19 protein-coding genes are annotated in these 22,148 nt (G+C 59.2%); all 19 read right to left on the reverse strand.

Translation table 11 applies throughout. The features are described from left to right. Positions 1-121: 121 nt before the first annotated feature. Entirely contained in the window at positions 122-418 is a 297-nt protein-coding gene (locus ACS5RD_RS22910; RefSeq protein WP_054006317.1) for a 50S ribosomal protein L23, read from the reverse strand. After that, on the reverse strand, positions 415-1,035 hold the full coding sequence (gene rplD / locus ACS5RD_RS22915) for a 50S ribosomal protein L4 (RefSeq protein ID WP_054006316.1): 621 nt from the start codon (positions 1,033-1,035) through the stop codon (positions 415-417). The genes ACS5RD_RS22910 and rplD overlap by 4 nt, the downstream gene beginning before the upstream one ends. Beyond that, positions 1,032-1,760 carry a 50S ribosomal protein L3 gene (gene rplC, locus ACS5RD_RS22920; protein WP_299509887.1) on the reverse strand — a complete coding sequence of 243 codons (729 nt, stop codon included), beginning with the start codon at positions 1,758-1,760 and terminating at the stop codon, positions 1,032-1,034. The genes rplD and rplC overlap by 4 nt, the downstream gene beginning before the upstream one ends. A gap of 14 nt (positions 1,761-1,774) precedes the next feature. Next, complete coding sequence (rpsJ, locus tag ACS5RD_RS22925; protein ID WP_054006329.1) at positions 1,775-2,083, reverse strand: 30S ribosomal protein S10; 309 nt, start codon at positions 2,081-2,083, stop codon at positions 1,775-1,777. A 163-nt stretch (positions 2,084-2,246) separates the two neighbouring features. Beyond that, complete coding sequence (tuf, locus tag ACS5RD_RS22930; protein WP_305346545.1) at positions 2,247-3,422, reverse strand: elongation factor Tu; 1,176 nt, start codon at positions 3,420-3,422, stop codon at positions 2,247-2,249. Positions 3,423-3,506: 84 nt separating this feature from the next. Continuing rightward, on the reverse strand, positions 3,507-5,630 hold the full coding sequence (gene fusA / locus ACS5RD_RS22935) for an elongation factor G (protein WP_489929274.1): 2,124 nt from the start codon (positions 5,628-5,630) through the stop codon (positions 3,507-3,509). 9 nt (positions 5,631-5,639) lie between these two features. Then, entirely contained in the window at positions 5,640-6,110 is a 471-nt protein-coding gene (rpsG, locus tag ACS5RD_RS22940) for a 30S ribosomal protein S7 (protein ID WP_054008057.1), read from the reverse strand. An 11-nt stretch (positions 6,111-6,121) separates the two neighbouring features. Continuing rightward, positions 6,122-6,493 carry a 30S ribosomal protein S12 gene (gene rpsL, locus ACS5RD_RS22945; RefSeq protein WP_054008058.1) on the reverse strand — a complete coding sequence of 124 codons (372 nt, stop codon included), beginning with the start codon at positions 6,491-6,493 and terminating at the stop codon, positions 6,122-6,124. Between the two features lie 272 nt (positions 6,494-6,765). Next, positions 6,766-7,461 carry a phosphatase PAP2 family protein gene (locus ACS5RD_RS22950; protein WP_489929275.1) on the reverse strand — a complete coding sequence of 232 codons (696 nt, stop codon included), beginning with the start codon at positions 7,459-7,461 and terminating at the stop codon, positions 6,766-6,768. Further along, a complete protein-coding gene (locus tag ACS5RD_RS22955) occupies positions 7,448-8,866 on the reverse strand; it encodes an ArnT family glycosyltransferase (RefSeq protein ID WP_489929276.1) in 1,419 nt (472 codons plus the stop codon). Before ACS5RD_RS22955 ends, ACS5RD_RS22950 begins: the two co-directional genes overlap by 14 nt. Continuing rightward, on the reverse strand, positions 8,856-9,167 hold the full coding sequence (locus tag ACS5RD_RS22960; protein WP_235815714.1) for a lipid-A-disaccharide synthase N-terminal domain-containing protein: 312 nt from the start codon (positions 9,165-9,167) through the stop codon (positions 8,856-8,858). Before ACS5RD_RS22960 ends, ACS5RD_RS22955 begins: the two co-directional genes overlap by 11 nt. Further along, positions 9,164-9,904, reverse strand: coding sequence for a glycosyltransferase family 2 protein (locus ACS5RD_RS22965; RefSeq protein WP_489929277.1), 741 nt, complete (start codon positions 9,902-9,904; stop codon positions 9,164-9,166). The genes ACS5RD_RS22960 and ACS5RD_RS22965 overlap by 4 nt, the downstream gene beginning before the upstream one ends. A gap of 70 nt (positions 9,905-9,974) precedes the next feature. Then, positions 9,975-10,862, reverse strand: a complete 888-nt coding sequence (locus ACS5RD_RS22970; protein WP_054008063.1) for a DMT family transporter — start codon at positions 10,860-10,862, stop codon at positions 9,975-9,977. A 204-nt stretch (positions 10,863-11,066) separates the two neighbouring features. Continuing rightward, positions 11,067-11,903, reverse strand: a complete 837-nt coding sequence (locus tag ACS5RD_RS22975; protein WP_489929278.1) for a helix-turn-helix transcriptional regulator — start codon at positions 11,901-11,903, stop codon at positions 11,067-11,069. Then, positions 11,903-12,451, reverse strand: a complete 549-nt coding sequence (locus tag ACS5RD_RS22980) for a YbhB/YbcL family Raf kinase inhibitor-like protein (protein ID WP_489929279.1) — start codon at positions 12,449-12,451, stop codon at positions 11,903-11,905. The genes ACS5RD_RS22975 and ACS5RD_RS22980 overlap by 1 nt, the downstream gene beginning before the upstream one ends. A 381-nt stretch (positions 12,452-12,832) precedes the next feature. After that, positions 12,833-13,000, reverse strand: coding sequence for a hypothetical protein (locus ACS5RD_RS22985; RefSeq protein ID WP_489929280.1), 168 nt, complete (start codon positions 12,998-13,000; stop codon positions 12,833-12,835). A gap of 62 nt (positions 13,001-13,062) precedes the next feature. Further along, positions 13,063-13,434, reverse strand: a complete 372-nt coding sequence (locus tag ACS5RD_RS22990) for a hypothetical protein (protein ID WP_489929281.1) — start codon at positions 13,432-13,434, stop codon at positions 13,063-13,065. Between the two features lie 158 nt (positions 13,435-13,592). Next, the gene (rpoC, locus tag ACS5RD_RS22995) at positions 13,593-17,819 is read right to left on the reverse strand and encodes a DNA-directed RNA polymerase subunit beta' (RefSeq protein WP_489929282.1); all 4,227 of its coding nucleotides are present in this window, start codon (positions 17,817-17,819) and stop codon (positions 13,593-13,595) included. Between the two features lie 88 nt (positions 17,820-17,907). After that, on the reverse strand, positions 17,908-22,041 hold the full coding sequence (gene rpoB, locus ACS5RD_RS23000; RefSeq protein ID WP_489929283.1) for a DNA-directed RNA polymerase subunit beta: 4,134 nt from the start codon (positions 22,039-22,041) through the stop codon (positions 17,908-17,910). Positions 22,042-22,148: the final 107 nt, after the last annotated feature.

The raw sequence follows: 22,148 nt of genomic DNA on the forward strand, positions 1-22,148 counted from the left end.
CAAGGTTATAGGGCTCCGTAGATCCCCGAGATAAGGTGCTTCTTGGTCGGACCAAAACGCACCGATTGTCGTAAAATTCCACGGCCCCGGAGAACCGGGGCCGTGGGATTCGCTGCCAATATCAGAGGCCCGTCGAAACGTCGATAGAGTTTCCGGCTTCCAGCGTGACATAGGCTTTCTTCTTGTCGCTACGCTCACCAGCGCGGCCACGGAACTTCTTGGCCTTGCCTTTGGTGATCGTGGTGTTGACTGCTTTCACCTTCACAGAGAAGATGTTTTCAATCGCTTCTTTGATCTGCGGCTTGGTCGCATCCATCGACACCTGAAAAACAAACGCGTTGTTTTCCTGAGCCATAGTGGCTTTTTCGGTGATCACTGGCTTTTTGATCAGGTCGTAGTGTTGCGGTTTAATGCTCATTTCAGACGAGCCTCCAAAGCTTCGATACCCGCTTTGGTGATCACCAAGGTGTCACGTTTCAGGATATCATAGACGTTTGCGCCCATGGTCGGCAGCACGTCGATGCCTTCGATGTTGCGAGCAGCCAGCGCGAAATTCGCGTCAACGCTTGCGCCGTCGATGATCAGAACGCGCTTCCAACCCAACTCGGACACATGTTTTGCAAGGATCGAGGTTTTGGCTTCGGCCATGGTGGCCACGTCCAAAATCACCAGCTCGCCTGCTTTGGCTTTCGCCGACAAAGCATGACGCAGACCCAGAGCGCGGAATTTCTTCGGCAGATCATGGGCGTGCGAACGCGGGGTCGGGCCTTTGACAACGCCACCGTGACGGAAGATCGGAGCTTTCTTGGAACCGTGGCGTGCGCCGCCGGTGCCCTTTTGCTTGTAGATCTTCTTGGTCGAGTAGGACACTTCGGCGCGGGTCAGCGTCGAGTGGGTGCCTGCTTGCATCCGGGCGCGCTGCCAACGGACGACACGGTGCAGAACGTCTGCGCGCGGGTCGAGGCCGAACAGAGCTTCGTCGAGGTCGATGGTGCCAGCTTTGCCGCCATCAAGTGTGATTACGTCAAGTTTCATGCTTCACCCCCTTCAACTGCCACTTCGACAGCCGGAGCAGTGGTTTGCGCCGCCATACGGATCGCCGCAGGCAAAGGCAGACCAGCCGGAGCCGCTTTCTTCACTGCGTCTTTGATGGTGACCCAGCCGCCCTTGGTGCCGGGGACTGCGCCTTTGATCATCAGCAAGCCACGCTCGGCATCCGTGCGGATGACTTGCAGGTTCTGGGTGGTGCAGCGCACAGCGCCCATGTGACCAGCCATTTTCTTGCCTTTGAAGACTTTACCCGGATCCTGACACTGGCCCGTGGAGCCGTGCGAACGGTGCGAAACCGACACACCGTGGGAAGCCCGCAGACCCCCAAAGTTGTGACGCTTCATAGCACCCTGGAAGCCTTTACCGTTGGTCGTGCCAGCGATGTCAACGAACTGACCTGCAAGGTAGTGGTCAGCGGTGATTTCCGCGCCGACTTCGATCAGGTTGGCAGGCGACACGCGGAACTCGGCGATCTTGCGCTTTGGCTCGACATGAGCTTTGGCGAAGTGGCCGCGCATGGCCGCGGTGGTGCGCTTGGCTTTCGCCAGACCAGCACCAAGCTGAACAGCGGTGTAGCCATCGCGGTCAACGGTGCGTTGCGCCACGACTTGCAGGTTGTCGAGTTGCAGAACGGTCACCGGAACTTGGGTGCCGTTCTCAAGGAACAGCCGGGTCATGCCCAGCTTTTTAGCGATAACGCCAGAACGCATGTTATCTACCTCCCTTAAACTTTGATCTCGACATCCACGCCAGCGGCGAGGTCGAGCTTCATCAGCGCGTCCACGGTCTGGGGGGTCGGATCAACGATGTCGAGAAGACGCTTGTGCGTGCGGATTTCCCACTGGTCGCGCGACTTTTTGTCGATGTGCGGACCACGGAGAACCGTGAATTTCTCAATTTTGTTCGGCAGCGGAATCGGCCCGCGCACAGTGGCGCCGGTGCGTTTCGCGGTGCTTACGATTTCTGCGGTGCTGGCGTCCAGCACGCGGTAATCGAAGGCTTTCAACCGAATACGGATGGTTTGACCTTGCATGTGTTCTTCCTTCTGAACGTAGACGGGGCAACAGGCCCGGCCCATAGGTTCACGTTGTTTTCAGTAGTCTGGTCTTGAAAGTCTGCGGCGCACCCCGAAAGGTGCGCCGCTGGTGGTCCCTTATAGTGCGCGGTCCCCGTTGAAAAGGGGATTCGCGACCTATTTACTTGATGATTTTCGACACCACGCCTGCGCCGACGGTGCGGCCGCCTTCGCGGATGGCGAAGCGCAGTTTTTCTTCCATCGCGATCGGCGCGATCAGGGTCACGTCGAACTTCAAATTGTCGCCCGGCATCACCATTTCGGTGCCTTCTGGCAGCTCAACCGTCCCGGTCACATCCGTGGTGCGGAAGTAGAATTGCGGGCGGTAGTTGGCGAAGAACGGCGTGTGACGACCGCCTTCTTCCTTGGTCAGAATGTAGGCTTCTGCCTCAAACTTGGTGTGCGGGTTGACCGACTTCGGCTTGCACAACACTTGGCCGCGCTCAACGCCTTCACGGTCGATGCCGCGCAGCAGGATGCCGACGTTATCGCCTGCTTCCCCACGGTCCAACAGCTTGCGGAACATCTCGACGCCGGTACAAACCGACTTCTTGGTGTCGCGGATGCCCACGATTTCAACTTCGTCGCCGACGTTGATCACGCCGCGCTCGATACGACCCGTCACAACCGTGCCACGACCCGAGATCGAGAACACGTCCTCGATCGGCATCAGGAACGGCAGATCGACCATCCGGGTCGGGGTCGGGATGTAGCTGTCAACCGCTGCCATCAGGGCGCGGATCGAGCTTTCGCCGATTTCCGGGCGCAGGCCGATCATCGCCTGGTGCGCCGAGCCTTTGATGATCGGAATGTCATCGCCGGGATAGTCGTACGAGCTGAACAGCTCGCGCAATTCCATCTCAACCAGTTCGACCAGTTCTTCGTCGTCCACCAGGTCGATTTTGTTCATGTAGCACACCATGTAGGGAATACCCACCTGGCGACCCAACAGGATGTGTTCACGGGTTTGTGGCATCGGGCCATCCGAGGCAGCACAGACCAGAATAGCGCCGTCCATCTGAGCCGCACCGGTGATCATGTTTTTCACATAGTCAGCGTGGCCGGGGCAGTCGACGTGGGCGTAGTGGCGGGCTTCGGTTTCGTACTCAACGTGAGCGGTCGAAATCGTGATGCCACGCGCACGCTCTTCCGGCGCACCGTCGATTTGGTCGTAGGCACGGAATTCACCAAAATATTTGGTGATCGCTGCCGTCAAAGTGGTCTTGCCGTGGTCAACGTGGCCAATCGTGCCGATGTTGACGTGCGGTTTGTTCCGTTCAAACTTTGCCTTTGCCATGATGGCCTCCTGATTAGATCGGATGCGGTGGGGTCGAACCCCACCCTACGAGTGGTAGGGCGGGGTTAGCCCCCGCCACACCGGTTATGCGTATTTCTTCTGGATCTCGTCCGAGATGTTCTGCGGAACGGCATCATAGTGGTCGAAGGACATCGCGAAGGTTGCACGACCAGAGGTCATGGAACGCAGCGTGTTGATGTAGCCGAACATGTTCGCCAAAGGCACCATAGCGGCGATGACGTTCGCGTTGCCGCGGCTGTCTTGGCCGTTGATCATGCCCCGACGCGAGGTCAAGTCGCCGATGACGCCGCCAGTGTATTCTTCTGGGGTGACGACTTCGACTTTCATGATCGGTTCCAGCAGCTTAGCGCCGGCTTTCTTCAGACCTTCGCGCATCGCAGCGCGTGCCGCGATTTCGAACGCAAGAACGCTACTGTCCACGTCATGGTAAGCCCCGTCGATCAGCGACACTTTGAAGTCGATCACCGGGAAGCCTGCGAGCGGACCGGAATCCATCACCGACTTAATGCCTTTTTCAACGCCGGGGATATATTCCTTCGGCACCGAACCACCAACCACTTTGGCCTCGAACGAATAGCCTTCGCCCGGTTCCGTCGGCGAGATGATCAACTTGACGCGCGCGAACTGGCCAGTACCACCGGTTTGTTTTTTGTGCGTGTAGTCGATCTCATGCTCGCGCGAGATGGTTTCACGATACGCCACCTGCGGCGCGCCGATGTTGGCTTCAACCTTGAATTCGCGACGCATACGGTCAACGAGGATGTCGAGGTGAAGTTCGCCCATGCCCTTCATGATCGTCTGACCCGATTCAATATCGGTTTCGACGCGGAAGGACGGGTCTTCGGCTGCCAGACGGGCCAAAGCGATGCCCATCTTTTCTTGGTCGGCCTTGGTTTTCGGCTCAACCGCGATCTCGATCACCGGGACCGGGAAGGTCATGGTTTCGAGAACGACGGGATGCGCCGGATCACAAAGCGTGTCGCCGGTAGTCGTCTCTTTCAAGCCGCCCAAAGCGATGATGTCGCCCGCAAACGCTTCAGCGATTTCTTCACGGTCAATCGCGTGCATCATCATCATACGACCAACGCGCTCTTTACGCTCTTTGGTCGCGTTCAGCATCGGATCGCCTTTTGCAAGGGTGCCCGAATAGATGCGCGTGAAGGTGAGCGAGCCCACGAAGGGGTCGTTCATGATCTTGAACGCCAGCGCCGAGAACGGCTGCTCGTCAGAGGCCGAACGCGAGATGTTACGGGTTTCCGACTCATCACCGGGTTTGAAGCCCATGTAGGGCGGCACGTCGAGCGGGTTCGGCAGATAGTCGATCACCGCGTTGAGCAGAGGCTGCACGCCTTTGTTCTTAAACGAAGATCCAGCCATCACCGGCACGAAGTCGATTGCCAGCGTGCCCTTACGGATCAGCGCGCGCAGCGTGTCAACATCGGGCTCATTGCCTTCAAGATAGGCTTCCATCGCCGCATCGTCTTGACCCACTGCGTTTTCCAGCAGGTTCAGACGCCATTCGTCGGCAGAAGCTTGCAATTCGGCGCGGATCGGTTGACGGACCCAGGATGCACCAAGGTCTTCACCCTGATAAACCCATTCTTCCATCGTCACGAGGTCGATGATGCCTTCCAGCTTGTCTTCCGCGCCGATCGGAAGAACGATCGGCATCGCATTCGCGCCGGTGCGGTCTTTGATCATCTTCACGCAGTTGAAGAAGTCAGCGCCAGTTTTGTCCATCTTGTTGACGAAGACAATCCGCGGAACCTTGTAGCGGTCGGCTTGACGCCAAACGGTTTCGGTCTGCGGCTCAACGCCTGCGTTGCCGTCCAGCAGAACGACAGCGCCATCAAGCACCGCCAGCGAACGCTCAACTTCAATGGTGAAGTCAACGTGGCCGGGGGTGTCGATGATGTTAAAGCGGTACTTGTCCGAGCGTGCATGCTCGAGGTTCGGATCAATCGTGCGCTCCCAGAACGTAGTGGTCGCAGCCGAGGTGATCGTGATCCCGCGCTCTTGCTCTTGCTCCATCCAGTCCATCGTCGCGGCGCCGTCATGGACTTCGCCGATTTTATGGGACTTGCCGGTGTAGAACAGAATACGCTCGGTCGTCGTGGTTTTACCCGCGTCGATGTGAGCGATGATGCCGAAATTGCGGTAGCGTTCCAGCGGAAATTCGCGTGCCATGATGCCCTCTTACCAGCGGTAGTGGCTGAATGCTTTGTTCGCATCCGCCATCTTATGGGTATCTTCGCGTTTCTTAACAGCCGTACCACGGTTGTTCACAGCATCCGACAATTCTGCAGCCAAACGCTCTTCCATGGTGTTTTCGTTGCGCTTGCGCGCAGCAATGATCAACCAACGGATAGCCAGCGCTTCGCGGCGCTCGGTGCGGACTTCAACCGGAACCTGATAGGTTGCACCACCGACGCGGCGCGAACGCACTTCGACGGAAGGTTTGACGTTTTCCAAAGCTTCATGGAAGCACTCGATCGGCTGACGCTTCAGACGGGTCTGAACCCGCTCAAGTGCGCCATACACGATACCTTCTGCGACCGACTTTTTGCCGTCGAGCATCAGGTTGTTCATGAATTTGGTCAGAACCCGATCGCCATACTTGGCATCAGGCAAAATCTCGCGTTTTTCAGCGGCGTGACGACGTGACATTGTTTATCTCCTCACTTCGGACGCTTAGCGCCGTATTTCGAACGACGCTGGCGACGCTCTTTGACGCCTTGCGTATCGAGAACACCGCGAAGGATGTGGTAGCGCACGCCGGGCAAATCCTTGATACGGCCGCCGCGGATCAGAACCACAGAGTGTTCCTGAAGGTTGTGCTTTTCACCGGGGATATAGCAGATCACTTCGAACGAGTTGGTCAGACGCACTTTGGCGACTTTCCGCATAGCCGAGTTCGGCTTTTTCGGAGTGGTGGTGTAAACGCGCGTACAAACGCCACGTTTCTGCGGGCAAGATTCCAAGTGCTGCGACTTGGACTTGCGGACGTTAGGCTCCCGCGGTTTGCGGATGAGCTGTTGAATAGTCGGCATTCAGCTACCTCGTGTTGCCCCAATCAAGGGACTGTCAATACTCGCCCCGCATAACGGGGCACTGCTTCTCGACGCCCTTTTGTGCGAACCACAAAAAGGTAAAACCGCAGACGACACCCCGAGGGGGCGTTGCGGTGGAATTCCAGAGGATCGGAGTTTGAACCCGGATCATGACCACATCAAGCGTAGAATCCTTGGCTCAAAAGAGAGAGGGAGCCTTGGATAGCGCGGCTGATAGACAGAGTCGGTCGGGATGTCAACAGCCGCAGGGGTTAGCGGCTGGATGTGGCTTGGTTCAGCATCAGGCGGGCGAGCACGGCGGCGATCAGGCTGATCAGCAGGATGGAAAGCAGCACATCCGACAGAAAATGACCACCGGACGCCACGCGTTGCCATGCAACGAAGCCGAGGCTCGCAAGCGAGAGGGCTTGGGCTGTACGGTAAAGTGGTTGGCTTAGGCGGTGGCGGTAACGCAGCAGAATCAGCAAGGCGGCGATGGTCAGGGCGGTGGTGCCTGCCCCCTCGCCCGAGACGAAGGAACAGTTCTTGGCGCATTGATCGCTGATCTGCCACGCTGGGCTGAAATGAGCCGTGCCGCCGAAGTCGATCACGTTGGAGGGACGGGCGCGGCCCCAATAGGCCTTGAACCCAGCGTTTACGATAAGGCCCGGCCCGATCAGGAACAGCGCGAGGATGTAGCCCCACAACCAGCCCGAGGTTTTGCGCCACAGTGCCAAAGCCAGCAGAATCAAAGCCAGCAGTGGCATCAGCAAAGTGCCATCCCAAAGCACATTGCGCAGACCTTCGACCCAAGCGTTCTGCTTGATCGCAAAGCCGCTCGCCCCCGGCAAACTGGCGTCATGGAAATACCCCGTCACCGCAAGGTCGATCCCCGGCCAGATGCCGAAGACCAGCAGGGTCAGACCGATCAGACCGACAAGCACCGCGATGACGCTATTGCTGGGCATTGGCACATTCGGCGGGCACGAGGTAAGCCGCTAGCCCGGATTTGCGATAAGCGCCCCCCGTGGCATCCAGCGGGAAAACTAGGCTGGCGCAAGCGGGGGCGGTTTGGGTGATCCACAGCAGCGGCCCGGTCAGATCCGTGGGCAAAGGATAGCGCTGTTCATAGTGGTTTTGCGCGCGGCCTTTCGGGCGGGGGGCGTAATACGTCAGCCTCTCGGATTGCCCGGTGTAGAACAGATCCGCCAGCACAGAACGGTTGTCGGCAAGGATCGGCGGATTGCCCTGTCCTTGCGCGATGGCGATGATCTGACGGCTCATCGCGGCGCGGCCGAGTTGGCGTTCAATCAGTGGTGCGCCTTGCCACTGGATGCCGGTGAAGATGGTCAGCAGTGGCAGGGTGATGCAGAACACGGCGTTTATGGCGAAAGAGGCCGCCAGCCAGCGCGGTCGGTTTTGCAGCAGGCCGATGGCGAGCGGGATTCCCGCAAAATAGGCGGCGACGGCCCAGTTGGCTTGCGCCGTGCCCAGCAGGGCTTGCACCGTCACCACCAGCAGAGGCGGCAGGATGAAAGCTGCTTGGCTCGGCAGTTTGCGGATTGCGAGCAGCGTTGCCGCAAAGATCACCGGGCCAGCGACGGCGAATTGGCTGAAGATGAACTCCGCCGCACTGGCGAAGTTCAGCGCCGCGAGGGGATTGTCTTGCCGCACCCAGCCGACATTATCGACAGTGTGCGACAGCGTAGTGAACTGGTGCGAAATGTTCCAGATCAGGTTGCCTGAAATCACCACAGCGAAAGCCAGCAACATCAGCGCGGCATTGCGCCAGCCAATCCGGCCCTCGGGGCGCAGGGCGGCGAGGACCACCCCGATCAGGAAGTAAATCGCCGCGTATTTCGCCATGAAAGCCGCACCAATCGCCGCCCCTGCCCATAGCGCGAACTTCGGCGCGCGGGTTTCCAATATGCGGTGATGGGCATACAGGGCGGCGGCAAAGAAGGGCGCCATCACGGTATCGGTGGAGATCAACAGGGAACCAAGCGCTGCAAACGGCACCGTGGCATAGGCCGCAGCCGTCAAGATTGCAGCACGCGGGCCATACAGGCGTGCCGCCCATGCGCCGAGGATCAGCGCGGTTGCGCCATGCAGAAACGCCCCCGGCATCCGCACCCAGAACGTGCTGTCGCTGCCTGCAAGGGTCGTCACAGCGCCGATCAACCAGCCGATCAGCGGCGGTTTTGAGTAATATCCGAAGGCAAATTCCTGCCCCCAAAGCCAATATTGCGACTCATCGACGTAAAGATCGGTGTGATCAAACGCCAGCAAGACCCAGCGCAGCAGAGTGATGGCCGCGACGATCAGCAGCGCCGGGCGGAACCAGTCTGCGGTTTCGCTACGTTTAGAAAACATCTGTCTCAGCACGTTTGTGGATCAGCCACAAGTTCCGGCTGTAGACCACCACCCCCGGCAACTGGCCAAGGATGATCACCAGATCGAGTTTATGGATGCCATACGCCAGCACGATCAGACCGCCGATGATCGAGAAATACCAGAACGCCACCGGCATCACCGACTTGCCCGCTCGCTCGGACGCGATCCATTGCACGATAAATCGCCCGGTGAACATCAACTGACCCAGCAGCCCGACGGTCAGCCAGATAATATCAGTGGCCGAACTCGCGCCCAGCTTGGTCAGCAGATCGTGCATCATTTGGCATCACGCAAAGCCGTATCGGGCACAACCCGCGCCTTCTTGCGGCGACGCAACAACCACGCGACCCCGACCAGATCCACAATCCCCACCAAAGCCCGCTGGATGTTGGAGTAGTTCGACCGCCCTGCCCCGCGTGGGCGGTGGCTGACATCCACATGCGCGACCTGCCAGCCGTCACGGTTAAACAGCGCGGGCAAATAGCGGTGCATGTGATCGAAATACGGCAGATCAAGAAATGCCTGCCGTTGAAACGCCTTCAGCCCGCAGCCAGTATCCCGCGTGCCATCCTGCAATATCCAGCCGCGCAGACCGTTGGCAAATTTTGAGGCCCATTTCTTCGACCAAGTATCCTGCCGCCCGACCCTCTGCCCCGCCACCAGACCAATCCGGTCCGTGGTGTCATTTAGGATCGGGGCCACCAGCTTTGGCAATTCCTCGGGCGGGTTTTGACCGTCACCGTCCAAGGTGCAGATCACCGGCGCAGTTGCGGCTTTCACGCCGGAATGCACCGCAGCGCTTTGACCGCCAGAGCGGTCATGCCGGACAATCCGCAGATGCGGCATGGTGGCGGCGCGGGCCTGCAGAACCGCCACCGAATTGTCGGTGGAGCAATCATCGACCACGATGATTTCAAACGGTTCGTGGCCTGACAGCGCGCGGTCGATGCCTTCAACAAGCGCGACGATATTCTCGGCCTCATTCTTGGCGGGGATCACTACGGAAATACGGGTCATTGGGTTCCTGACCTTAAAGGCCTGCGCTTTGGCCGAGTCTATAGGCCAGCCACTGCGGCCTTGCAAACTGTCACGCGACGCTGCGGGCAAGTTGGCGCAGTTTTCGCTCGCGCAGCAGGGTGTAGATGCCGGTGGCGACCACAATCGCAGCACCAATCAGGGCGTAGCCATCCGGGAAGGTGGCGAAAAACACCCAGCCGAGGATAATCGCCCAGAGCAGCGACATGTAGCGGAACGGGGCGACAAAGCCGATGTCGCCGACCCGCATGGCGCTGACCGAACAGATATAGCCAACGATCACCATGCTGCCTGCGCCCAGCAGTTGCAGGGCTTGCAATGGGGTGATGGACTGCCAGCCTTCAATGGCGGAACCGATGAAGCCCATCACCATCACGGCAAAACCCGCACCCAAGGCGACCACTTGCGAGGGCACGGTGCCGCTGAGGCGGCGCACCGAGAGGTCGCGGAAGACCACGGTGGCGACGGAGCCGAGGCCCAGCACCGACCAGATCGTGAAACCCTCCATCCCCGGTCGGATGATCAGCATCACGCCGAGAAAACCGATGAAGATCGCCAGCATCCGCCGCCAGCCGATGTGGTCTTTGTAATACAGGGCAGCGGCGAGGGTGACGGCGAGCGGGGTGACTTGCATCACGGCGGAAAGCGTGGCGAGCGGCATGTGCTTCAGCGCGGTGAGAAACAGGATGGTGGCGGCGACGTCGGCGAGCGAGCGCAGCGCAATCAGGGCGCGGTCATGCGGGGCTGCGGGCAGGCGCAACCCGCCACTGGCACGAGCGAGGATCAGCAGGCCGAGCACGGCCACAGTGCCGCGCAGGGCGATGGTTTGATAAAGCGGGAGTGCGTGGGTTAGGGACTTCATGATGGCGTCGTTCACCGTGAAGGCAAACATCGACAGGTTCATATAAAGCGCGCCGCGCAGGTTGTCTGAAATGGCCATTGGTCCCCCCGGCGGCAGGGGTATCAGGTGGCGATGGTGGAGGGAAGGGGGAGGGTTGGGGTGAGGCATTGCGGCTGGTCCCAACTCGGGACCTTTTTTATGTGTTTTGATTCAATAGGATGGGTGTGTGGATTTAAGGATTTGTTAACAATTTCACCCAGATTCACGATGCCTCACGGTCGTTGCACCGAACTCGCCCCCGCGCTATGGCAGCCGTGCCATCGCCCGCTTATGGCCGCGAATGGCGGTCGGAGCGAAGCCAAAGCGATCGCGGAACCGCATGGCAAACCGCGAGGCCGAGGCATAGCCCACGTTATACGCGATGTGGCTGATCGGCTGGTTTGTCGATTGCAGCAGTTGCATCGCCATTGCCATGCGGGCATCGACCAGAATGTCGCCAAAGCTGGTGCCCGCCGCCGCCAGATGGCGGCGCAGGGTGGCCTCGCTCATCGCCAGTTCGGCGGCGATCTCGACCGCCTTCCAATCATGGCCGAGCTTGCCATTCAGCAAAAGCCGCACCTTTTGGTCGAGTTTTGGCGGTGGGGCAGCGTCAAACCGGATGTCCGTGTCGGACAGCCAGAGCAGAACCTCGGTCATGCGATGGCGGGCCACATCCGCGCTGAGACGGTGGGTTTCGCCGATGGCTTCCATCGCTCGATCAATCGCCCCGGTGAAGAAACGGTCGGGTTTGACAATCTGCGCGCGGCGCAAGGCGGGGATGCTGGGGTCGACCGGAAAAGCCGCGAGAATATCGGGAGCCCAGACCAGCCAATGCGCCTCATACGCGCCGTGGCTGGTCGTCGTGTTGGTGATATCCAAGCTCTGCCCGGCGGCGAGAGCGACGGCTTGGCCGCCGGTGATCGTCCATTCTGCCGTCTCGGTCTGTAGGATCTTGGTGCCGGATCGCACGAAGATTAGCGTCGGCTGATCACACCTGACCCGTACAAACCGCAGGGTGTTGCGTTGCACGACGCGCGCGGTGATGCCGACGCCGGGACGCTCGACAATCGAACGGCCGCGATCCGCATCTCCCTGTTGCATCAGCGCCCCGCCGTCAGCGTCAGCGTGGCTTTGGCCAAAGCATTTACCGTGGTCATATAGCCCACCAACGCGCCCGAAGCATTCGGCGGCAGCTCTAGCTTTTCGACCCCCAACGCCGTGACAGTGATCACATAATGATGCATCTCACCCACCGGCGGGCAGGGTCCACCATAGGCCGGGATCCCGGCATCCGAATTCATCTGCACGGCCCCCGTCGGCAGGGTTTGCGCGCCCGCGCCGATGCCTGCGGGCAGTTCATTTGCCGTAGCCGGGATGTTGGTGACCACCCAATGCCACCAACCCGAGCCGGTCGGCGCCTCTGGATCATAGATCGTCACCACGAAGCTTTTGGTGGCTACGGGTGCGCCGCTCCACGCGATTTGCGGCGAAAGGTTGCCCCCGGTGCAGCCAAAGGAATCGGCGTAGTTCTTGTCGGTGAACGCGCCGGCGGCGGCATCAGCGCTGGTTACGGTGAAATCTGCCGCCCGTGCGGCGTTGAGGCTTATCAGCACCGCGCCAGTTGCCAGCGAAAGGGTTGCCTTGATCATCGTCATCTCCATCGTCTGCTAGATTTGCACAATATGGGGTGAAATTGGCAATAGTTTTGCGCTGGATTTGACATTTTTAGCGCCGAGGCGATCAATGTGGGATTGGCTTGGTGATTGGCTTGAGTGGAGGGGCGGCGGGTTGTACCCGTGCCGCGGCAGTTCTTTGGGGGCAATTTTGTCGGATATGTTGAACGCTCCGCGGGGGATATTTGGGCCAAGATGAAATTGGAGAGAGTGCATTTGGGTGGTGGGGCGCGGGGTTTGATGCCCCGCGCCCTGCCCGGTTACAGCGTCAGCGATGAGATGAAATCGCCGCCAAGGATGGCGAGGGCGATCAGGGCTGCGATGGTCAGTTTCAGAGTGTTGCTTTTCATTTGGACCTCAGAGGAGTTCGGGGAGCAGGGCACCAGCGGCGGCGAGACCGCCTAGACCAAGGGCGACGATGATCCAGTTGATCAGGATTTGTTTGCCGCTTTCGACCGGATAGTCGGGCGGGGGCGAGCCTTGTTCGGGCGGAGGGGGGACGTTGGTTTTGGGTTGCGCACTCATTGGCTTTCCTTGCGTTACATGCGTCAGCCGCAGGCAGGCAGGCAGGGCCAGCTTACGGCAGGTCAGATCAGGGCTGGGCGTGGCGGCACGGGCGGTGCGCGGGCCTGCCAGCCAAGCTGGATCTGAGTAACGGTTGGAAGTGTGGGCTGTGGCACATCCAGCAGCCGGAAGCCGGGGCGATGGGATGGCAGCGGTGGTGTGGTGCTGCCGAGCAGCGGGATGCTGCGTGCCCGTGTTTCGGGCAGAGCGGGTTTGACGAAGCTGGGTTTCAGGGGCGCAGCGAGGGCCAGCGGGGTCTGCACGCTGACGGCAGCTTGGCCCATGGGGTGCAAGCTGGCCTGTTGGTAGGGCAGCACGGCCAGCAGCAGCGGCAGGGCGACCCAGAGGCCGAACCGATTGAGCAGGGTCAGGAACTGGCGCGCTTGGGGGTGCATGGGCCTCGGGTCGATTGGATTGCCCTTTGTCTCAGCTTTGCGCTGGAGGGTCCAGTCGGCAAACCTTGCAGTGGCGGCGGGTTGCCCGCAGGTTTTTGGGCAAATATGCAAAAGGCCCCTTGGTTTCCCAAGGGGCCTTTGCTTTTCATGTCAGACGATCACTCGTCGCGGCTGTCCGCCGCGAAGGCTGACGGCGCTGCCACCGCAATCGGTGCTGCCAAGGCTGCCGCGATTTCGGCTTCGGACCGGCGCGCGTCGATCACCACGGTATCGCGGTCGGCTGCCACGGCTTTCACCACACGGGTTGCCCCGCCGGTGCCTGCCGGGATCAGACGGCCGACGATGACGTTCTCTTTCAGGCCGACCAGTTTGTCGCGCTTGCCCTGCACCGAAGCCTCGGTGAGAACCCGCGTGGTTTCCTGGAACGACGCCGCCGAGATGAAGCTGCGGGTTTGCAGCGACGCCTTGGTGATCCCCAAAAGGATCGGTTCAGCGGTAGCCAAACGCATACCATGCGAAGCGGCTTTGTCGTTGGCCTCGTCAAGCTCGTGCTTGTCGACGTTTTCGCCTTTGAGCAGCGTGGTCTCCCCGGAGTCGAGGATCTCAAACTTCTGCAGCATCTGGCGAACGATCACCTCAATGTGCTTGTCGTTGATCTTCACACCCTGCAGACGATACACGTCCTGCACTTCGTCGATCATGTAGTTCGCCAGCGCTTCGACACCCAGAATACGCAGGATGTCATGCGGCGCGGGGTTACCGTCCATGATGTAATCGCCCTTCTGGACGAAATCGCCTTCCTGCACCGGAATATGCTTGCCCTTCGGGATCATATATTCCTGCGCTTGCAGCGTCTCGTCTACAGGCTCGACCGTGATGCGGCGCTTGTTCTTGTAGTCTTTGCCAAAGCGCACATAGCCATCGGCTTCCGCGATGATGGCGTGATCTTTCGGGCGACGGGCTTCGAACAATTCGGCCACGCGGGGAAGACCCCCGGTGATGTCCTTGGTCTTGGCACCTTCGCGCGGAATACGCGCCACAACGTCACCCGGCACCAGTTCTTGGCCGTCTTCGACCGAGAGAACTGCATCCACCGACATCGGATAGCTGATCGGATGGCCGCCGTCATTGCGCACTGGTTCGCCCGTAGCCGGGTCCATCACGATGACTTCGGGCTTCAGATCGCCACCTTTCGGGGCCGAGCGCCAGTCAGACACGATCTTCTGTGTCATGCCTGTCGCATCATCGGTATCTTCGCGCACCGAGATGCCCGCGATCAGATCCTTGAACCGGGCAACCCCCGCCTTTTCGGCGATGATCGGCAAGGTATAGGGGTCCCATTCGAACAGTTTGGTGCCACGCTTCACTTGGGTGCCGTCTTTGGCATGCAGTTTCGCGCCATAGGTCAGCTTGTGCACGGCGCGGTCTTGGCCCGCTTCGTCCACGATGGCGATCGACATGTTCCGGCCAATGACAATCTGCTCACCGTTCACATTGGTCAGCAGGTTGGCGTTGCGGAACTCAATCTTACCCTCTTGGCTGGCTTCCAGGAACGACTGTTGGCCACCCTGCGCGATACCGCCGATGTGGAAGGTCCGCATCGTCAGCTGGGTGCCGGGTTCGCCAATCGACTGCGCCGCGATGATGCCGACGGCTTCACCAAGGTTGACCAAAGTGCCGCGTGCAAGGTCACGACCGTAGCACATGGCGCAAACGCCTTCTTCGGCGTCACAGGTCAGCGGGCTGCGGATACGGGCCGAAGCCACGCCCGCATTGTGGATCGCATCGGCACGACGCTCGTCGATCAACTCGCCGCGCGCCACCAGCACTTCGCCGGTCAACGGCACCACGATGTCATCGGCAGCCACCCGGCCCAGCACGCGCTCGGCCAGAGATTGCACGACTTCGCCATCGTTCACCGCCACGTCAGCGGTGATGCCACGGTCGGTGCCGCAATCATGGCTCCGCACGATGCAGTCTTGCGCCACATCGACCAGACGGCGGGTCAGATAGCCGGAGTTTGCCGTCTTCAACGCGGTGTCCGCGAGGCCCTTACGAGCACCGTGGGTCGAGTTGAAGTATTCCAGAACCGTCAGACCCTCTTTAAAGTTCGAGATGATCGGCGTTTCGATGATCTCGCCCGACGGTTTGGCCATCAGACCACGCATACCGCCCAGCTGTTTCATCTGCGCCGGCGAACCCCGTGCCCCAGAGTGCGACATCATATAGACCGAGTTCGGCTCTTTTTCCGCGCCCGCATCATCGTAATGCACAGCAGAAATCGACGACATCATGTCGGCAGCCACTTTGTCGGAACATTTCGACCAAGCATCGACCACTTTGTTATACTTCTCGCCCTGCGTGATCAGGCCGTCCATATACTGCTGTTCGAACTCTTTCACCTGATCGCGGACTTCGTTGACGATCGGCCATTTGGTGTCCGGGATCAGCATGTCGTCTTTACCAAACGAGATGCCAGCCTTGAACGCCTCACGGAAGCCGAGGCCCATGATCTGGTCGCAGAAGATCACCGATTCTTTCTGGCCGCAGTAGCGGTAGACAGTGTCGATGACGGTTTGCACGTCTTTTTTCCGCAGCAGACGGTTAACGAGGTCAAACGGTGCTTTGGCGTTCAGCGGCAGAAGGTTGCCCAGACGCAGACGGCCGGGGGTGGTTTCAAACCGCTTCCAGACGATATTGCCATGCTCATCGACCTGACGCAGACGACCTTGGATTTTGGCGTGCAGATGCACCGAACCAGCGGCCAAAGCGTGTTCGACTTCGTCGATGTCGGTGAAGATCATGCCTTCGCCGACCATGCCTTTACGCTGCATGGTGGTGTAGTAGAGGCCGAGAACCATATCCTGCGACGGAACGATGATTGGCGCGCCGTTGGCGGGCGACAGAACGTTGTTCGTCGACATCATCAACACGCGGGCTTCCAACTGGGCTTCCAGCGAAAGCGGCACGTGCACAGCCATTTGGTCGCCGTCGAAGTCAGCGTTGAAGGCCGAGCAGACCAGCGGGTGCAGCTGGATAGCCTTACCTTCGATCAGGATCGGTTCAAACGCCTGAATGCCCAGACGGTGCAAGGTCGGCGCACGGTTCAGCAGAACCGGGTGTTCGCGGATCACTTCATCGAGGATATCCCAAACTTCGGGACGCTCTTTTTCGACCAGCTTTTTCGCTTGCTTCACGGTCGAGGAAAGCCCTTTGGCCTCCAGACGTGAGTAGATGAACGGCTTGAACAGCTCCAACGCCATCTTCTTCGGCAAGCCGCACTGGTGCAGCTTGAGTTCCGGGCCGGTCACGATAACCGAACGACCCGAGAAGTCGACGCGCTTGCCCAAAAGGTTCTGACGGAAGCGGCCCTGTTTGCCCTTGAGCATATCGGACAGCGATTTCAGCGGGCGCTTGTTGGTGCCGGTGATGACACGGCCACGACGGCCGTTGTCGAACAAAGCATCGACCGCTTCTTGCAACATGCGCTTTTCGTTGCGCACGATGATATCGGGCGCACGCAGTTCGATCAAGCGCTTCAGACGGTTGTTACGGTTGATGACGCGACGATAGAGGTCGTTCAAGTCAGAGGTCGCAAAGCGGCCACCATCCAAGGGAACCAGCGGACGCAGTTCCGGCGGAATGACCGGAAGAACGGTAAGCACCATCCATTCCGGGCGGTTGCCGGATTCGAGGAAGGACTCAACGATCTTCAAACGCTTGATGATCTTTTTCGGCTTCAATTCGCCGGTGGCCTCTTTGAGGTCCGCCCGCAGCTGTTCAGCCGTGGTTTCCAGATCAATCGCGGCCAGCATTTCGCGGATGGCTTCAGCGCCGATATTGGCGGTGAACGCATCTGCGCCGTACTGGTCTTGTGCGTCGAGATATTCTTCTTCGGTCAGCTGTTGCTGATAGGTCAGGTCAGTCAGACCCGGCTCGATCACGACGTAGTTTTCGAAGTAGAGAACGCGTTCCAGATCCCGCAGGGTCATGTCAAGCATCAGACCGATGCGGCTTGGCAGCGATTTCAGGAACCAGATGTGTGCAACCGGCGAGGCCAGTTCGATGTGGCCCATCCGCTCACGGCGGACCTTTTGCAGCGTGACTTCAACACCGCATTTTTCGCAGACAACGCCGCGATATTTCATGCGCTTGTATTTGCCGCAGAGGCATTCGTAATCCTTGATCGGGCCAAAGATACGCGCGCAGAACAGACCGTCACGCTCGGGCTTGAACGTGCGGTAGTTGATGGTTTCGGGCTTTTTGATCTCACCGAAAGACCACGACAGAATACGTTCCGGCGAGGCCAAGCTGATCTTGATCTCATCAAACGTCTTGACGGGCGCAACCGGGTTGAACGGGTTGGTCGAGAGTTCCTGGTTCATTTCAATTCCTAAGAATGTGGGTTGCGGGGGAAAGGCAGTCGATTTTCGCGCGAAAATCGTGAACGAAATTCGCGCGAATTTCGGCTACCTATTCTTCCTCCGCATCCAGGAGTTCCATGTTGAGGCCCAAACCGCGGACCTCTTTGACGAGAACGTTGAACGATTCTGGCACGCCAGCTTCGAAATTGTCCTCGCCCTTGACGATCGACTCGTAGACCTTGGTGCGGCCTGCAACGTCATCCGATTTCACCGTCAGCATTTCCTGCAAGGTGTAAGCGGCGCCGTAAGCCTCCAGTGCCCAGACCTCCATCTCGCCGAGACGCTGGCCACCGAACTGGGCTTTACCACCCAACGGCTGCTGCGTGACCAAGGAGTAAGGCCCGGTCGAGCGTGCGTGCAGCTTGTCATCCACCAAGTGGTGAAGTTTCAGCATATACTTCACGCCGACGGTGACCTTACGGGCGAATTGCTCGCCCGAGCGGCCATCGAACACCACCGACTGGCCCGACGTATCAAAACCAGCGCGGGTCAGCGCGTCATTCACGTCAGCCTCTTTCGCACCATCGAACACCGGCGATGCAATCGGCACACCTTTGGTCACGTTGCCTGCCAGCTCCAGGAAATCAGCCTCAGAGCGATCCGCGAAGGATTCCTCATAGGTTTCATCACCATAAGCATAGCGCACAGCCTCGCGCACGGGGGTCATGTCACCCGAGCGGCGATACTCTTTCAAAGCATCGTCGATGCGGATGCCCAGACCACGCGCAGCCCAGCCCATATGCGTCTCAAGGATTTGGCCGACGTTCATCCGCGATGGAACCCCAAGCGGGTTCAGCACGAGATCAACTGCGGTGCCATCTGCCAAGAACGGCATGTCTTCTACCGGAACAACCTTGGAAACCACGCCTTTGTTGCCGTGACGACCAGCCATCTTATCGCCCGGTTGCAGCTTGCGCTTCACCGCGACGAAGACTTTGACCATCTTCATCACACCCGGAGGCAGATCGTCGCCGCGACGGACCTTTTCAACTTTGTCGTCGAAACGGTTGTCCAAGGCACGCTTTTGCGCCTCAAACTGGTCGTGCAGGGCTTCAACGTCTTTCGCGTCAGCCTCGCCTTCCAGTGCCAACTGCCACCACTGGCCGCGCGACAGCGTGCCCAGCAATTCAGCGTCGATGGTCGAGCCAGCCTTGATACCTTTCGGCCCTTTCACGGCAACTTTGCCAGTGATCAGGGTTTTCAGGCGCGAGTAGATGTTCCGCTCAAGGATCGCGAGTTCGTCGTCGCGGTCACGCGCCAGACGTTCGACTTCTTCACGCTCAATTTGCAAAGCACGTTCGTCTTTATCGACGCCGTGACGGTTGAAAACCCGTACTTCGACGATTGTGCCAAATGCACCCGGCGGCAGTTTCAGCGAGGTGTCGCGCACGTCCGAGGCTTTTTCACCAAAGATCGCCCGCAGCAGTTTTTCTTCCGGAGTCATCGGCGATTCACCTTTGGGGGTGATCTTGCCGACCAGAATATCGCCCGGCAGCACGTCAGCGCCGATGTACACGATGCCCGCTTCGTCAAGGTTGCGCAGGGCTTCCTCACCGACGTTCGGGATATCGCGGGTGATTTCCTCTGGCCCGAGTTTCGTATCGCGGGCTGCGACTTCGTATTCTTCGATATGGATCGAGGTGAACACGTCGTCTTTCAGAATACGCTCCGAAATCAGGATCGAGTCTTCATAGTTGTAGCCATTCCACGGCATGAAGGCCACGATGACGTTCCGACCAAGGGCGAGTTCGCCCAAGTCGGTGCAGGGGCCGTCCGCGATGACTTCCGAACGCAGCACCGTGTCGCCAACCTTCACCAGCGGGCGCTGGTTGATGCAGGACGATTGGTTCGAGCGTTTGAACTTGCGCAGACGGTAGATGTCGACGCCCGGCTCTCCGGGTTCCAGCATTTCGGTCGCGCGCACAACGATACGCGTCGCGTCAACCTGGTCGATCACGCCCGAGCGGCGGGCCATGATGGCCGCCCCAGAGTCGCGCGCAACCACGGCTTCAATGCCGGTGCCCACGAACGGCGCATCAGCTTGCAGCAAAGGCACCGCCTGACGTTGCATGTTCGAGCCCATCAAGGCGCGGTTAGCGTCGTCGTTTTCAAGGAACGGGATCAAGGATGCCGCGACCGAAACCAACTGTTTCGGCGACACGTCGATCAGGTCGATGGCTTCCGGCGGGTTCAGCATGAAGTCACCGGCTTTACGCGACGAAATCAGATCGTCGGTGAAGCGGCCTTCCGCATCCTGTGCCGCGTTTGCCTGCGCCACGGTATGACGCATTTCTTCGGTGGCCGACATGTAGACGACTTCATCCGTCACCTTGTTGTCGATCACCTTGCGGTACGGGGTCTCGATGAAGCCATACTTGTTCACGCGGGCAAACGTAGCCAGCGAGTTGATCAGACCGATGTTCTGACCTTCTGGCGTTTCAATCGGGCACATCCGGCCGTAGTGGGTCGGGTGAACGTCGCGCACTTCAAAGCCTGCACGCTCGCGGGTCAAACCGCCTGGCCCCAGAGCCGAAAGACGGCGCTTGTGGGTGACTTCCGACAGCGGGTTGGTTTGGTCCATGAACTGCGACAGCTGGCTGGAGCCGAAGAATTCGCGCACCGCAGCAGCAGCCGGTTTGGCGTTGATCAGGTCTTGCGGCATGATCGTGTCGATCTCGACGGAAGACATCCGCTCTTTGATCGCGCGTTCCATACGCAAGAGACCAACGCGGTACTGGTTTTCCATCAATTCGCCAACCGAACGCACCCGGCGGTTGCCGAGGTGGTCGATGTCATCGATCTCGCCCTTGCCATCACGCAATTCGGTCAAGGCTTTGATACAAGCAACAATATCGGCACGGTCAAGCGTGCGCTGAGTATCCGGGCGGCCCAGATCCAGACGCATGTTCATTTTCACCCGGCCAACAGCCGACAGATCATAACGCTCGGAATCAAAGAACAACGTGTCGAACAGCTGGCTTGCCGCTTCAACGGTCGGCGGCTCGCCCGGACGCATCACGCGGTAGATGTCCATCAGTGCTGTATCACGGCCCATGTTCTTATCGGCGGCCATGGTGTTGCGCATGTAGGGACCGACGTTGACGTTGTCGATGTCCAGCACCGGAATCTCGGTGATGCCTTGATCGAGCAACAGCTTCAGCGAACCACCCTTAGGCTCGCCGTCGCGGTCGTATTCCATCGTCAATTCGTCGCCAGCTTCGACCCAAATCTCGCCGGTTTCTTCGTTGATGATGTCTTTGCTGACATAGCGGCCAACGATGTGATCGTACGGCACCAGCAGGTCGGTGACCTTGCCGGTTTTCGCCAGATCGCTTGCCATCCGCGGCGTCATTTTCTCGCCGGCCTTGCAGATCACTTCGCCGGAATCGGCATCCACGATATCATAGGTCGGGCGGGTGCCACGGATACGGTCCGGGAAGAACTTGGTAACCCAGCCTTTGTTCTTTTGGAACTTGAACATGACGGTCTGGTAATAGGCATCCATGATGCCTTCCTGGTCCATGCCCAACGCATACAGCAGCGTCGTCACGGGAAGTTTCCGGCGACGGTCGATACGCGCGAACACGATGTCTTTGGCGTCAAACTCAAAGTCCAGCCACGAGCCGCGATACGGGATGATCCGGCAGGCGAACAGCAGCTTGCCGCTTGAGTGCGTCTTGCCCTTGTCGTGGTCAAAAAACACGCCGGGCGAACGGTGCATCTGGCTGACGATCACGCGCTCGGTGCCGTTCACAACAAACGTTCCGTTACCGGTCATCAGGGGCATGTCGCCCATGTAAACGTCTTGCTCTTTGATGTCTTTGACCGACCGAGCCCCGGTGGTTTCGTCAACATCAAACACGATCAAACGCAGGGTAACTTTCAGCGGCGCGGCATAGGTCATATCGCGAGACTGGCACTCGTCCACGTCATACTTGGGCTTTTCCAGCTCATACTTGACGAATTCAAGCACGGCGGTCTCATTGAAGTCCTTGATCGGGAACACCGATTGGAACGTGCCCTGAATGCCTTCGCCATCCAGCGGCTTGTCACTGTCGCCAGAGCGCAGGAACAGATCATAGGAAGATTTTTGAACCTCAATCAGGTTCGGCATTTCCAGAACTTCACGAATTTTACCGAAATAACGGCGGATTCGTTTCTGGCCAACGTAAGCTTGCGCCATGTGCGTCGTAACCTTTCAATTTCGCCGGCAGGCTTTCCGTCGGGCCACGGAAAGCGCGCCGATTGGCGAGAGGGGGTCTAGGTTCTATTCATGCCACCCGTCCCTTA

The organism is Cypionkella sp. PAMC25878, assembly GCF_058135695.1.

Bases quoted from the DNA above. Each gene is read 5' to 3' on its own strand.
- ACS5RD_RS22910 (WP_054006317.1), bottom strand. From the start codon at position 418: ATGAGCATTAAACCGCAACACTACGACCTGATCAAAAAGCCAGTGATC.
- rplD (WP_054006316.1), bottom strand. From the start codon at position 1,035: ATGAAACTTGACGTAATCACACTTGATGGCGGCAAAGCTGGCACCATC.
- rplC (WP_299509887.1), bottom strand. From the start codon at position 1,760: ATGCGTTCTGGCGTTATCGCTAAAAAGCTGGGCATGACCCGGCTGTTC.
- rpsJ (WP_054006329.1), bottom strand. From the start codon at position 2,083: ATGCAAGGTCAAACCATCCGTATTCGGTTGAAAGCCTTCGATTACCGC.
- tuf (WP_305346545.1), bottom strand. From the start codon at position 3,422: ATGGCAAAGGCAAAGTTTGAACGGAACAAACCGCACGTCAACATCGGC.
- fusA (WP_489929274.1), bottom strand. From the start codon at position 5,630: ATGGCACGCGAATTTCCGCTGGAACGCTACCGCAATTTCGGCATCATC.
- rpsG (WP_054008057.1), bottom strand. From the start codon at position 6,110: ATGTCACGTCGTCACGCCGCTGAAAAACGCGAGATTTTGCCTGATGCC.
- rpsL (WP_054008058.1), bottom strand. From the start codon at position 6,493: ATGCCGACTATTCAACAGCTCATCCGCAAACCGCGGGAGCCTAACGTC.
- ACS5RD_RS22950 (WP_489929275.1), bottom strand. From the start codon at position 7,461: ATGCCCAGCAATAGCGTCATCGCGGTGCTTGTCGGTCTGATCGGTCTG.
- ACS5RD_RS22955 (WP_489929276.1), bottom strand. From the start codon at position 8,866: ATGTTTTCTAAACGTAGCGAAACCGCAGACTGGTTCCGCCCGGCGCTG.
- ACS5RD_RS22960 (WP_235815714.1), bottom strand. From the start codon at position 9,167: ATGATGCACGATCTGCTGACCAAGCTGGGCGCGAGTTCGGCCACTGAT.
- ACS5RD_RS22965 (WP_489929277.1), bottom strand. From the start codon at position 9,904: ATGACCCGTATTTCCGTAGTGATCCCCGCCAAGAATGAGGCCGAGAAT.
- ACS5RD_RS22970 (WP_054008063.1), bottom strand. From the start codon at position 10,862: ATGGCCATTTCAGACAACCTGCGCGGCGCGCTTTATATGAACCTGTCG.
- ACS5RD_RS22975 (WP_489929278.1), bottom strand. From the start codon at position 11,903: ATGCAACAGGGAGATGCGGATCGCGGCCGTTCGATTGTCGAGCGTCCC.
- ACS5RD_RS22980 (WP_489929279.1), bottom strand. From the start codon at position 12,451: ATGATCAAGGCAACCCTTTCGCTGGCAACTGGCGCGGTGCTGATAAGC.
- ACS5RD_RS22985 (WP_489929280.1), bottom strand. From the start codon at position 13,000: ATGAGTGCGCAACCCAAAACCAACGTCCCCCCTCCGCCCGAACAAGGC.
- ACS5RD_RS22990 (WP_489929281.1), bottom strand. From the start codon at position 13,434: ATGCACCCCCAAGCGCGCCAGTTCCTGACCCTGCTCAATCGGTTCGGC.
- rpoC (WP_489929282.1), bottom strand. From the start codon at position 17,819: ATGAACCAGGAACTCTCGACCAACCCGTTCAACCCGGTTGCGCCCGTC.
- rpoB (WP_489929283.1), bottom strand. From the start codon at position 22,041: ATGGCGCAAGCTTACGTTGGCCAGAAACGAATCCGCCGTTATTTCGGT.